12 protein-coding genes are annotated in these 13491 nt (G+C 42.0%); 4 read left to right on the top strand and 8 right to left on the bottom strand.

The genetic code is table 11. The annotated features are described in order from the left end of the window. Positions 1-159: 159 nt before the first annotated feature. Positions 160-1155, top strand: a complete 996-nt coding sequence (locus ABWO12_RS03985; RefSeq protein ID WP_353087429.1) for an NAD(P)H-dependent glycerol-3-phosphate dehydrogenase — start codon at positions 160-162, stop codon at positions 1153-1155. A 55-nt stretch (positions 1156-1210) separates the two neighbouring features. Here ABWO12_RS03985 and ABWO12_RS03980 read toward each other — a convergent pair whose 3' ends face one another. The 3 genes from ABWO12_RS03980 to ABWO12_RS03970 are packed head-to-tail and all read right to left on the bottom strand — an operon-like array spanning position 1211 to position 5920. Continuing rightward, positions 1211-1660, bottom strand: coding sequence for a lipocalin family protein (locus tag ABWO12_RS03980; RefSeq protein WP_353087428.1), 450 nt, complete (start codon positions 1658-1660; stop codon positions 1211-1213). Between the two features lies 1 nt (position 1661). Next, positions 1662-3032, bottom strand: coding sequence for a DUF5689 domain-containing protein (locus tag ABWO12_RS03975; protein ID WP_353087426.1), 1371 nt, complete (start codon positions 3030-3032; stop codon positions 1662-1664). A gap of 17 nt (positions 3033-3049) precedes the next feature. Next, complete coding sequence (locus tag ABWO12_RS03970; protein WP_353087424.1) at positions 3050-5920, bottom strand: carboxypeptidase-like regulatory domain-containing protein; 2871 nt, start codon at positions 5918-5920, stop codon at positions 3050-3052. A gap of 136 nt (positions 5921-6056) precedes the next feature. On the opposite strand from ABWO12_RS03970, the gene ABWO12_RS03965 reads away from it, so the two are divergent. From ABWO12_RS03965 to amaB, 3 genes are all read left to right on the top strand, one after another. Continuing rightward, positions 6057-7163, top strand: a complete 1107-nt coding sequence (locus tag ABWO12_RS03965) for an endonuclease/exonuclease/phosphatase family protein (RefSeq protein WP_353087423.1) — start codon at positions 6057-6059, stop codon at positions 7161-7163. 77 nt (positions 7164-7240) lie between these two features. Continuing rightward, positions 7241-7774 (top strand): 3-hydroxyanthranilate 3,4-dioxygenase, encoded by a 534-nt coding sequence (locus ABWO12_RS03960; RefSeq protein ID WP_353087422.1) that lies wholly within the window; start codon positions 7241-7243, stop codon positions 7772-7774. Positions 7775-7828: 54 nt separating this feature from the next. Next, entirely contained in the window at positions 7829-9382 is a 1554-nt protein-coding gene (gene amaB / locus ABWO12_RS03955; protein ID WP_353087420.1) for an L-piperidine-6-carboxylate dehydrogenase, read from the top strand. An 80-nt stretch (positions 9383-9462) separates the two neighbouring features. Here the strand turns inward: amaB and ABWO12_RS03950 are convergent, their stop codons facing one another. The 5 genes from ABWO12_RS03950 to ABWO12_RS03930 form a co-directional block, all read right to left on the bottom strand. Then, entirely contained in the window at positions 9463-9837 is a 375-nt protein-coding gene (locus ABWO12_RS03950) for an alkylphosphonate utilization protein (protein ID WP_353087418.1), read from the bottom strand. Between the two features lie 220 nt (positions 9838-10057). Then, complete coding sequence (locus ABWO12_RS03945; protein WP_353087416.1) at positions 10058-10552, bottom strand: DUF6646 family protein; 495 nt, start codon at positions 10550-10552, stop codon at positions 10058-10060. Between the two features lie 59 nt (positions 10553-10611). Beyond that, complete coding sequence (locus ABWO12_RS03940) at positions 10612-11349, bottom strand: metallophosphoesterase family protein (RefSeq protein ID WP_353087415.1); 738 nt, start codon at positions 11347-11349, stop codon at positions 10612-10614. After that, positions 11346-12494, bottom strand: coding sequence for an ATP-binding protein (locus ABWO12_RS03935; RefSeq protein ID WP_353087413.1), 1149 nt, complete (start codon positions 12492-12494; stop codon positions 11346-11348). Before ABWO12_RS03935 ends, ABWO12_RS03940 begins: the two co-directional genes overlap by 4 nt. 37 nt (positions 12495-12531) lie before the next feature. Beyond that, the gene (locus ABWO12_RS03930) at positions 12532-13401 is read right to left on the bottom strand and encodes an aldo/keto reductase (RefSeq protein ID WP_353087411.1); all 870 of its coding nucleotides are present in this window, start codon (positions 13399-13401) and stop codon (positions 12532-12534) included. Positions 13402-13491 lie beyond the last annotated feature (90 nt).

Below are 13491 nucleotides of genomic sequence, written 5' to 3'. Positions count from 1 at the left end.
AATTCACTAAACTAACCTTTGAAAGGATAACGAGGGTAAAAACTCGAAATTGTAGTTTGCTGTGTTAAAATAAACGTTAAAGTTTTTAAGGTCCCGTTTCGGTGGAATCTTGGGTAGCCAAAATAAAAAACCTATTTTTGAAAAATCAAACCCACACACATGCAAAAACAACCTAAAGTTGCGGTGATAGGTGGCGGCAGTTGGGCCACAGCTATCGCCAAAATGCTATGCGTTAACTTGGACGAAATTGCCTGGTACATGCGCAACGGTTCGGCCATTGATCATTTGAAAGCGTATAAACACAATCCGAACTATTTGAGTTCGGTGGAATTTGATATTACCAAATTACGGTTGACACAAGACATCAATGAAGCTGTTGCCTATGCCGATTATGTGATTTTTGCCATTCCTTCGGCCTTTTTAAGCCGTGAATTGGAAAAGTTGACCGTGAGCCTAGACGATAAGATTATCTTTTCTGCTATCAAAGGAATTGTGCCCGAAACATTTTTGATTGTTGGCGAACATTTTCATACTACGTATGCGATTCCTTACCACAATATTGGAGTAATCACGGGGCCTTGTCATGCCGAAGAAGTTGCGCTTGAGCGTTTATCGTATTTGACCATTGCCTGTGGGGATACTAAAAAGGCACGTGTTATGGCCAAACTATTGGCGGGAAATTACATCAAGACCAAAACCTCCGATGACATCATTGGTACGGAATATGCGGCTATGTTGAAAAACATTTACGCCATTGCGGCCGGGATTGCGCATGGTTTGGGCTATGGCGATAATTTCCAATCGGTAATAATGAGTAATGCCATTCGTGAAATGAAAAAGTTCATCAAAAAAGTGCACCGCATGAAACGCAATATCAATAATTCGGCCTATTTGGGCGATTTGTTGGTGACGGGATATTCCGTTTTTTCCCGCAACCGCATGTTTGGAAACATGATTGGAAAAGGGTATACGGTCAAATCGGCCATGATGGAAATGAGTATGGTCGCTGAAGGCTATTACGCCGTAAAAAGTGCCTACAAACTCAATCAAGAGTATAAAGAAAAAACGCCCATTATTGATGCGGTCTATGCCGTTTTGTATGAAGGAAAAGATGCCAAAAGCACATTTAAGAAATTAACTGAACAATTGGATTAAAAAAGAGAGCCTCAAAATTGAGGCTCTCTTTTTGGACATTTCGGTATCGAATAGATTATACTTTAGTCATTTTTAAGTACACCAATTGATTGGAGTTAGTGGTGGTGTAAGCCACCACAATTTCGGTATACGTTAACGACACTATGGTTAGCGATTGGTTTACCACTTGTGGTGTTCCGCCAACATTTGTAGTATAACGCAACGTTAGATTAGTCGACAAACGGTTGTACGTTCCCGAAATCGATTGGTTGGTACACGTTCCTGAATTCACAAAATCGTTTTGTTGATACGTAAGATCGGCATTAAAGATGTAATTGTCTTTATCACAATTGGCATCATTTACATAATTGGTGTAGTTGATGGCGCCTTGTGCATTCATAGTACCCGTTTGAGTAATTTCCCATTTGCCCACGAGGTAATTTTGTTGCACAAACGTCTCTTCGTCTTCTCCACAAGCGGTAAAAAGCAAGGGGAGTGCCATTAAAAGGAATACGAACTTCTTCATCTTATTGTGCAATAACTTCAATGTTGTCAATTTGGTACGTAGAGTTAATATTATTGGTACCGCCTACATAACGGAACGAAATGTATACTGTTCCGGTATACGCTGATAAATCCACATTTCCTGAACTGGTAAAGTTGGTTGGGAAACTGCTCGTCTGTGGTGCAAAAGTAGCCGGCAATTGTGTCCAAGTAGCAGCATTTACATCTGCAGCCAATCCTGAACCATTATAGTTGGTCGAAATCCAAACGGTTACCGCTTCACCATTGGCAAAACCAATTTTAGACCCAAAACGCAAGAAAGCTCCGGTGGTACCTGTCAAATTGATACCCGGTGTAATTAAACGCGTATCTACGTTGTTTTCAGCTGGCGTTAATCCAAAAGGAGAAAACTGCGCATATTTATTTCCACTGAAGATACGAGCTTCCCAACGTTCATTTCCACCATTCATTGACACGTTACTCCATCCGGGTAAAGCAATGAATTGATTGTTTCCTGTGTTGGCAATTCCTTCGAAATTTTCAGAGAACAAAGGCACCAAACGAGGTCCTGTCAATTGAATATCTTCTTCAGTGCGGGCAACAAACTGGTAGTCAGAACCAAATTTTGTCAAAATACCACGCACTTTTCCACGGCCAGAAGCTACAGGACGTGAAGCAAAGTTGGCAAAACTACTGGTACGGAAAATTACTGTATTTCCATCGGCGTCTACCAACAAGTGATTTGTCGCACCACCTAAGTCATTATTAGCATCATAATATGTAGTCGTAATCGCTTGGTTGGAAAACTGAACATTATCCAATTCAACCAAAGTATTGATGTTGGCATCATTCAACAATTGAGGAATCGTCAAGGTACGCTTCAATTGATCTTCAGGAACAATGGTACAGGCTTTGTTCAAAACCGAACGGTACAGCGCTGGCGCCAAACGACCAACAGACGCCGTTCCAGATGTATTCACAAACAAGCCTCCAAAACGACGGCCTCCATTACTTACGTCGGTGTATAAATCTTTCATTTTGATCAATACTTTACGTCCGGGTTCAAACGTAATAAACGTTGACGTCACATCTACAGGCACACTGAACGCAGAAGGAATAGGATTGGCTAAAGTTGGAATCGTTTGAAAAGAAATCGATTTGAAGAAGTTACCCCCTTTATCGGAAGAAACTACATAGGCTTCAATCACATCGTTTTGGGTGTACTGTGCTACGGTAGATCCCGCAGTAATTTGAGAAACTTCTTTGGTTTTTACCAAGGTCGTTTCGATACAATTTACTTGAGGAGTATCGTAATCATCGTCGTTCACACAACCGACAAAAGTACTTGCTAAAAGCGTTAGCGCAAGAACGGGTTTAAAAAAAGTTGTTTTCATATTGTGCTTTTATTTTTTTAGAAATTAATGTAAAAGTTGAAGAAATAGGTACGTCCGAAACCGTAGAAATAACGTGGTGCAAAAGCAGGAGTTCCACTGGATACATCTTGGTTTAACTCACGGAAATTGGCATTACGTGCTTGCTCAAATCCGCCTGTTTTATAGCGTACATCAAAGATATTATTTAACGTGGCAAATAATCCCAAGGTGATTGGGTTTTTACCAGAAATTCTCCACGATTTTCCTCCGGTTAAGTTAACAAGTGTGTAGGGATCGAATTTTTCTTGTTTCAACAATTGATCTACACGTTCTTGAGTGGCTTCGGGGAATTGGAATCCATTGTCATCTAATGGATTACGCAAGAAACTATTGGTGCGTAATACAGAAGAAACATCCAAATACGTATCGGCCAAGTAGTTCACATTGGCTCCTACCCACCAGAACTTAGGATCGCGGTATTCTAAACCGACGGCATACGCTTGATTAGGGATACCCGGTTGACGGTAGTTTTTCAATTTAGATTCTCCTAAATTCACTAAAGTCGACAATCCACGGGCCGCTCGGGTGTCATCGTTCAACACTACATTTGGATTGCTGTTGTACGTAAACTGTCCATAGGAAGCCGCCGCAGTAGCTTTAATGGTGGACGTGATTTGGTATTCCAAACCTAACTCCGCTCCAAAATTCAATTTATCCAATCCCGTAACAATCTCAGCTACGAAAGCATCGCCTCCATCGCCATCGTTATCTTCAAAAGCTCCCTCAGCAAAGAAGAAAGAGGTTTCGGTAGCATTTTGAATGTTGGCGTAGTATGCTGTGATACGCGCTTTGAAGGTTGGCGTTTTGATCGCATAACTCAAATCCAAGTTAGACACGCGCTCGCTTTCTAAATTGCGAATCGGAGTATTGCTCAAACGGGCATTGAAAAACACATTACGCATCGATGGCGCTTTGGTCATGAAAAGACTGTTCATGGTCAGGAAGTGTTTACCTGTAACTTTGTAGGTTAACCCTCCTTTGAATCCAAAATTGTCAAAATCAACTTTTTCACTTTTCCCGAAAGAAGAGTTGGCGTAAATTCCATTTCGGTATAACCCTTCACGTTGGTATGTTTTGCGGCTAAAGGACTGCCCCAAATAAAAATCCACTTTTCTGTAGGTAAACTTAAATTGTGTAAAGGCGTCGATATGGTCGGCAAACAAGTTGTAGTTGTACCCATATTTATCCCCTTCACCTACACGACGATTCGGATTATTTAAGTCGGGTTGTTGTGCTGTTCCAGACTGAAATGGATCGATATCTACAAAATGAGAACCCCCTAATAAGTCGGTCAACATTTGGAAGTTGGCTGATTTCAAACGACTGTAGCTTGCTCCCCCATTCATCACAATGTTATCGGCAAGCTGTGAACTTAAGATGGTATTGGCGACAAATAAGTTATCATCCGTACGGTCTTCATACAAAACGTATTTACTTTCAGCGGCTTGACGACCTATTTCATTTCCATTGGCATCCAAGATAGGCGTTGTATTGGCGCGGTACATGGCATTCCAATCGATTTGACGTTGGGTTAAAAACGGCGCGTCCATAGCTCCCACCAAGTTGGGCGTAAATACACCTCCTAAACCTCCAGGTTGGTAAGCAGAAGCGGGTACCACAGAAGGATCATTTTCATACAAAGAGGTAAAATAACTGGGTAAGTTTTGGTAATAGGTTGGATCAGGATTCGCTGCATTCACGAAGTCCAAACGCGAGTTTCCGATTTTACCGAACTGGTACATTACATTGGAGGTCAAACGTGTTTTGTCACTTAATTTCCAATAGTGTGTAAGCATTAAAATGGGTTCGTCCACCTCACGGTCACGAGAATTGCGTTTTTCCCCATCTTGCCAACCCCAGAAAGAGTTGTAGTTCACTCCTGCAATACTGTTGATTTCGTCGGTATTGGAAGAGTTACGACCCCGACGGTTTTGTGCATAAATGGTGGTTAAGTTCAAACTATGGTTATCGTTGATTCGTTTTTCAATGCTAGCAAAAAGCGAATTTGCAGAATAATCGGTTCCTTCAAAATACGCTTCTTGTGCCCAACGACGCGAGGCCGAGATTACAAACGCCCATCCATCGGCATTCATTCCTGAAGCATGGGTAGCCATGGCACGCCAGTTGTAATTGGTATTGGTTCCAGCATACGACAAACGGGTGCCTTTACGGTAGATTGATGCGCGGGTATTGATTTCTTGCGTTCCTAAAATTCCACCGAAGGTATAATCAGAAGGTGCTGAACCCATGGTAAATTCCTGGTTACGCGTAGCATCGTTAAGTCCCCCCCAGTTCCCCCATTGCGGACGGTTGTCCAACAATTTATTCATCACCACACCATTAATCATAGTGGTAGCATATTCATTGTCTAAACCACGGATACGGAAACGAGCTTGTCCCCAGTTGAACGCGGCGGCTTGTTGATAAGTATCCCGAGAAGCTTGCAACAATCCCGCTGTATTTTCAGAACCGCTGTTGTCATCATTTAAATCGTTTTCAAGAATTGTAATCAAGTTGATTTGCTGCTCCAAGGTCACATCCTCTTCCAAGATAATCAATCCTAAATCAGAGATTTGTCCCTTTGCGACTTCTACACTTAGAAGTTGGTCTTTAAATCCAGTGCTACTCACTTTCAAAAGGACAGCTCCAGATTTTAAATCGTTGAATACAAACTCCCCCTCGCGGTTGGTCACTTGGGTAAAGTTGGTGTTCTGAATAGAAACGATGACGTTTTGCAAGGCCTTGTTCGTCTTCGTTTCCACTACTTTACCTTTCACTCCGCCTCCAGATTGCGCTACGGCAGCCCAGCACTGAAGGAGCAGTAAAGTAACATAAACAAGTTTTTTCATAAATAAAGCAATGTTAATTTTGATATAAAAAAAGTTAAGATAAACTTAACAGCCAGCAAAGGTACATTTTTTCATTATAATATTTACTTTTGGCGTGAAGTTTGCACAAGCTTAACTTTAATTTAAATTGACCAAAATGAAGAAAATTAAAAATATCGTGTTTGTTTTTGCCATATTAGCAACAAACGCTCTATTTTCTCAAGGGAAATTCGAACTCCACACCGTAGCCTTTTACAATTTCGAAAACTTGTTTGACACCATTAACCAAGAGAATAATGATGAGGAATGGTTGCCAAACGGAGCTCAAAATTGGACCCATAAAAAATACCGTCAGAAATTACATAATCTTTCCAAAGTGCTTTCTGAAATTGGAACAGGAGAGCAACAAACCAATAGCCCTGTGCTTATTGGAGGTTGTGAAATTGAAAACCGTGGGGTTTTGGAAGATTTGGTAAAACAACCCTTGTTGGTCAATAAAGATTACGGCATCATCCATTTTGATTCGCCCGACAAACGCGGTATCGATGTTGCATTGCTGTATCAGAAAAAACATTTCAAACCCACCAGTTACATCAGTATTCCACTTTATATTTATCGAAGTATGGAAGGAAAAGGCGATAAAGACAAAGACAAGGAAAAAGAGGAATCCGACGATAAAGTGGAAGCCGACAAATCCTCCGATCGTGTCTATACCCGTGATCAATTGTTGGTAACTGGGTTGTTGGATGGTGAAGAAGTGAGTATCCTTGTCAACCACTGGCCTTCTCGTTCGGGTGGTGAAAAAAAGAGTGCGCCGTTTCGTGAAGCCGCTGGTTTGTTGAACCGTAAGATTATGGATTCGTTGTTTGCCATTAACCCCAAAGCAAAAATCATTACCATGGGCGACTTGAATGACGGTACCTACAATAAAAGTGTAAAAGAAGGTATTGGCGCCAAACGCAAAAAAGAGGAGGTAAAGGAAAAAGGAATTTACAATCCTTTTGAAGAAATGTTTTACAAAGGACATGCGACCTTATTCCACCGTGATGCCGGTGATATTTTTGATCAAATCATGGTTTCAGAAGGTTTTATTGATAAAGACTATAAGAAATTCCAATACTGGAAAGCTGGGATTTACAACAAACCCTATATGATTCAAAATTTTGGCCAATATAAAGGCTATCCCTTGAGGCATACGCTCACCGAAATTGGCTACAGCGACCACTTTCCGGTGTATGTTTACCTCGTTCGGGAAGTAAAATAATAGCAAAAGTCAGCAGCTGCTGACTTTTTAATTTTGTACCTTTCGTGTCCTAATTTTGTATCTTAATTTCTATCCCTATGGCAGCGGCAAAACCCTTTAATCTTCCGCAATGGATTGCAAACAACAAACACCTTTTGCAACCTCCAGTGGCCAATAAAAACCTCTATGTCGATTCAGGAGACTACATCGTCATGATTGTTGGTGGTCCCAATGCCCGCAATGATTTTCATTACAACGAAACGGAAGAACTTTTTTACCAATTGGAAGGACATATTACGGTTTACATTCAAGAAGACGGTGAAAAAAAGGCTATCGCTTTGGGCCCTGGCGACATGTTTTTACTTCCTGCGCGCACACCGCATTCCCCGGCCCGAACGGAAGGTTCTATTGGTTTGGTGATTGAACGAAAGCGCGAAAACCAAGGCTATAAAGATGGATTGCTATGGTTTTGTGGCCAATGCAATCATAAACTCCACGAAGTTTATTTTGAATTGACCGACATTGAAACCGATTTTTTACCGCATTTTAAAGTCTTTTACACCTCCGAAACCTTGCGAAAATGTACCCAATGTGGTACAGTAATGCCTGTCCATCCGAATTTTATAAAATAGCTTTTTTTTACGCGAGAATCCGTTATTTTTGACCCAACAAACAAACTAGAATATATGGCAACTATTGCACAACAATTCGGTATGACCGAAGCCTTGGAACTCTTAGGAATTAAAGCGGTAAACGAAGGAACTTCTACAGGAAGCCATTGGTTTTCGGGAGGTGAATTAATCGAAAGTTACTCCCCTGTAGACGGCCAATTAATTGCTAAAGTAAAAGCTTCCACCGAAGCCGATTACGAAAAAGTAATGCAAGCGGCTACCGAAGCCTTTAAAACCTTTCGTTTGATGCCAGCCCCAAAGCGCGGCGAAATCGTGCGTCAATTTGGAGAAAAATTACGTCAATATAAAGAACCGCTTGGGAAATTGGTTTCTTATGAAATGGGAAAATCCTACCAAGAAGGTTTGGGTGAAGTACAAGAGATGATTGATATCTGTGACTTTGCCGTCGGTTTATCGCGTCAATTGCACGGATTAACGATGCACTCGGAACGTCCTTCCCACCGCATGTATGAACAATACCATCCGCTGGGCGTGGTCGGAATCATTTCGGCCTTCAACTTCCCTGTTGCCGTTTGGTCGTGGAATACGGCTTTGGCTTGGATTTGTGGTGACGTTTGTGTGTGGAAACCGTCTGAAAAAACACCGTTGTGCGGCGTCGCCTGTCAAAACATCATCGCCGAAGTTTTGCGTGAAAACAACTTGCCCGAAGGAATCTCTTGTTTAATCAATGGCGATTACAAAATTGGTCAATTGTTAAATCGCGATACTCGTGTTCCGTTGGTCTCCGCTACCGGTTCGACCCGTATGGGTAAAATTGTAGCCCAAGAAGTAGCGGCACGTTTGGGTCGTTCTTTATTGGAATTGGGTGGAAACAATGCCATTATTGTCACGCCCGATGCCGATATAAAAATGACGGTTATCGGGGCGGTTTTTGGAGCTGTAGGAACCGCGGGACAGCGATGTACCTCAACCCGTCGTTTGATTATTCACGAAAGTATTTATGATAAAGTAAAAGACGCTATTGTGGCCGCTTACGGGCAGTTGCGTATTGGAAATCCGTTGGATCAAAACAATCACGTGGGGCCGCTTATCGACACCCATGCGGTAGAACAATACAACAAAGCCTTGGCACAAGTAGTGGCTGAAGGGGGTAAAATTTTGGTGGAAGGCGGCGTACTTACGGGACCTGGTTATGAAAGCGGTTGTTATGTGAAACCCGCTATTGCTGAAGCTAAAAACGATTTTGCCATTGTGCAACACGAAACCTTTGCTCCCGTATTGTATTTGTTGAAATACAGTGGGGATGTGAATGAAGCGATTGAAATTCAGAACGGTGTGGCCCAAGGTTTGTCTTCAGCGATTATGACCAATAATTTGCGCGAAGCCGAAGCCTTCTTGTCGGCTGCTGGTTCAGATTGTGGTATTGCCAATGTAAATATCGGTACCTCAGGAGCAGAGATTGGGGGTGCTTTTGGAGGTGAAAAAGAAACCGGAGGTGGCCGCGAATCAGGATCAGATGCATGGAAAGTGTATATGCGTCGTCAAACGAATACCATCAACTATTCTACAAGTTTGCCCTTGGCACAAGGAATTAAGTTTGATTTATAATTTCTTTTTAGAGAAAAGAGAAAAGAAGAAGAGAAAAGAAAAGCGTCCTAGTTTTTATAGAGCGCTTTTTTTTGTTGTAACTAATAAAATTTTTTCGTTTTCTTCACATACTGCGTCAGAATGACGATATATTGCCCTTCGACCCGACCTTCGATTTGATCGGCGTTGTCCCAAACCAACTTGATGTTGTGAACCGCAGCGCCACGTTTGGCCGTAAAATTAGCACCTTTTACATCCAAATCTTTGATTAACAACACGGAATCTCCATCATTTAAGATATTCCCATTACAATCTTTGTGAATGATTTTGCCTTCATCTTCTTCTCCTTCTCCGGTAGCTTTTGCCCATTCCAAACCGTCTTTATCCAGATACATCATCTCGAGTAAATCGTTGATTTTCAAACGGGCCAAGATGCGCCAGGATAGCACTTGTATGGGCAGATGTTCGTTCCACATACTGTCGCTTAAACCGCGCCAATCGTTGGGGTTGGTGGTCTCAGGATGATTGATTTGGTCGATTAATTTTTAGGTCAATAAAAGACTATTTTCCAGACTTTCTGTAGCCCTTGGTGCAACAGTATAGACCTTTAACGCTTAGATGGTACCACTTATTTCACAAACTCCGCCACTGCGGTCGTGTAATTTTTTTCAATTGGAGTCATTCGCTTCGGCGGATTTATAAATTAAAGGATGCGCCGATATTGAACAAGAACTGATTGTTATAGTATTCGTACCCTACCACATCGGAATCATATCGTGAAAAAGGAGCGCTAAACTCGGTATACAATCCGAAACCGTTAGTAAAAAAGTAACGCAAGCCCAGATGTCCCCCGAAGTTACGCAAGCCCAAACTTAAGCCGGGATAAATATCTAGTTTTTCATCTATTTTGAATACGTTTCCAATATTGGCATTAAAACGTAAGCGCAAATCGGCTCGGTCTTCAAAACGGGGCTTAAAACTCAAATCGTGTTCCACATTCAAAATATAATTGGTCATGATTCCCAACGAGATGTTTTCTCCTATCCCGAAATCGGCGGTCACTGCGATACCATTACCGCCGTCTTGAAAGGTAGCGCCAACCTGCCCTTTCACATCGCCTTTTCCTTTAAATGCTTGTGCTTGTAATCCTAGTGTAGCACCTAAGGCTACGATCATAATTAGTCGTTTCATAATTGAGCGTTTTGATGGAACAAAGATAGAAATTCCTGACTCCCACGCGGAAAATCGAATTAATTTCTTCCTTTTTCGTTAGGATACAACTGCGGCAGGGGTTCGCTTTGCCAAAATACTTTGCTATCGACATCAAGGAGAGTTAGTGGCCCTGTGAAGGCCGCTCCCGTATCGACATTCCAAACGCCTGCTTTGTGCACAGGAACCGTTTGTCCTATTTTGGTGACGGGGGTATGGCCTATATATATTTCGGTGTAGAGTGTGAATCGCCTTGGATAAAATAGGCTATCGGTAGGTAGCGCATCGGGCAAAGCCAAGGCTGTTTCCCATAACGTACGGTCCCAATAGAGCATTCGAGGGTAGTATTCGTAGGTAATCCCGTTCATATTGGTGAATCCCGCATGAACAAACAATCGATTGTGGTCGTCTAAATGGTAATTTTTTAGGGCTTTCAGGAAAGTAATATGGTCTTTTTTTTGCGCTTCACTCACCTTTTGATAAGCTAAAACAGTAGCCTCACCGCCGTTTTTGTACCATTGACGTTCATCGATGTTTTCATTTCGTTGTTCGAGCCAATTCAACACCAATTCATCATGGTTGCCCCGAATAAAAATACAGTGATGACGGTGTTGAAGTTCGATCAAATAATCCAATACTTCGGGCGACTGACTCCAACCGTCGACATAATCGCCCAAAAAAATCAAGGTGTCACGGGCGTCCACTGATGCGCGTTCCATTACTTGATGAAGGGCGCGCAAACCGCCGTGTATGTCTCCGATAACTAATGTTCTTCTCATGAATCTTTGTTATATTTCACTTTCCGCAACACCCGCATCGCTTCCTTGAAGTTAGTATACACCTCAGACCGATGGGTTTGCTTAAACAAGGGTTTCGCTTCAATCAGTTTAGGCTTGGCCTCCTCAAATCCGTTGAGATAACACAACATCAGCGTGTACGGTAGCTGTTCCAAATCATGGTGTTCTCTTTCAGAAAGCGCCAATCCTTTTTGCATTTTATCCAACAGTGCCAATCCCGCATTGTAAATGTGGTACAACATTTTACGGTTGTATTGCGGTGGTTCAAAAAGCATGGTGGTTTCAATTTTATAATATCCATTGTCAAAAAATGTCAACTTTTGAGCCTCCAAAGGATAATAACTCGTTTGGTCATTCAACCCCAACGGCACATATTCGGTAATGGTAAATGAGCTTTCGTCATAGGTGATGGTCACTACATCTTGCGCCGAATAAAAGAGTTTAATTTGCTCGTTGACCAACTCGATATCTACCCGTGATAGAAAGTGCGTGTTGCGGATTTTTTTGGGCACACCCGACCAACAAATCACAAAAAGTTCGCGAAACACCCGATACTGAGAAGGCATATCCCGATGACGGTTGTTGACAAAATCAATGACGCTGTCTAAGGTATGCGCTATGCTGTTGCGCGAATTATTTTCAATACGCAACACGGTCTCTACGTTTAACTTCGTATACGGAATTTTATCTTCTGTGGGGACCGAATTACTGCCAATGCGAACAAATGCGGCTTGGGCAGGAATAGTGTGGATTCCTTTTTTAAAAAAGGAAGGTTTAGATTTGGGCCGGATGGTTACCAAACCGACTACGCGATCTTTGGGTAAATTGGGAAAAGGAACGTTTTCGTATTGAATTTTAGGTGGATTTTCTAAAAAAGCGTTGACTAAATTTTGAATATGACTGTCGTCAAAAAAATCATCGCCTACAATTTCATTGGACTCATCTTCAACCCCAACCACGATATACGAATTGTTGGAAGGATTGGAATTGGATAAGGCGCAAATGTGCTTCAAAAACTTAGCTTTCCCTTCTTTGGTATGCAAATTCAGTTGCCGCTTTTTGTCATAGAAACTGCTCTCATCATTGTGAGCGAGTAAATTCCGTACCAAAAGACGTTTGTTAATCATTAACCCAAACTACTGATTACTGAATACTGAATACTGACTACGGCACCCGATTCCCCATACTTTCCGTCCAGATAGCAAACCAATCCAAATCGGTCAACGGTAACTCCACCGCTTTCATCAGTTGTTGAATCCGTGCAATATTAACTGTACCAGCCACTGGAATAACCCCTGCCGGATGCTTCAGTACCCAAGCCAAAAGTAGGGTGTCCGATCCTACGCCATAGTGTTCCACCTTTTGGACCAAAAGTTTTTTCAACCGACGGGTCTGCTCAATGTCCTCCCGAAAAACCGTTCCCAAAGGATTCCATGACATGGGCGTGATTTGATGCAATTGCATATAATCTAAACTTCCGTCCAACATAGGCTGGAAATGGGTCGCCGAAAATTGAATTTGATTGTAATGTACTTCGGTCCGTTGGCGAATTAACTCAGTTTGGGAGGGTGTAAAATTGGAAACCCCAAAATCGCGAATTTTACCCTGAGCACGAAGGATTTCGACCGCTTCGGCAATTTCATCGGGCTGCATCAAAGGACTAGGGCGATGCAACAATAACACATCTAAGTAATCGGTCTGCAGGTTTTTAAGCGAATTATCGACACTCCAAAGTATATAGTCCTTTGAATAATCATAATGTTTGAGCGTATTGGGTCGCCCTTGGGTATGTTGTATCCCACATTTGGAAATCAGTTGCATGCGATCGCGTGATAAACCACTTTGCGTAAACGCTTGGCCAAATTCAGCCTCGGTGGTATAACCTCCATAAATGTCTGCATGGTCAAAGGTGGTGATTTGATTGTCAACACAGACGCGAATTAAATGCGCCATTTCTGCCGTGTTGAGTTTTTTATCCCACACCCCCCAATTCATCGTTCCTGCAATCACAGGAGAAAGCACTGTTTTTTTCATAGCTTCTTAAAAGTTTAAAAATAGTAAAATGAAATCATAATTCTAGCTTAATACTATGGAAAATAAGGAACATTTAACGCATCATTAACA

The organism is Flavobacterium sp., assembly GCF_040379285.1.
GTDB lineage: Bacteria > Bacteroidota > Bacteroidia > Flavobacteriales > Flavobacteriaceae > Flavobacterium.
This window is presented reverse-complemented; position numbering and strand designations above follow the sequence as displayed.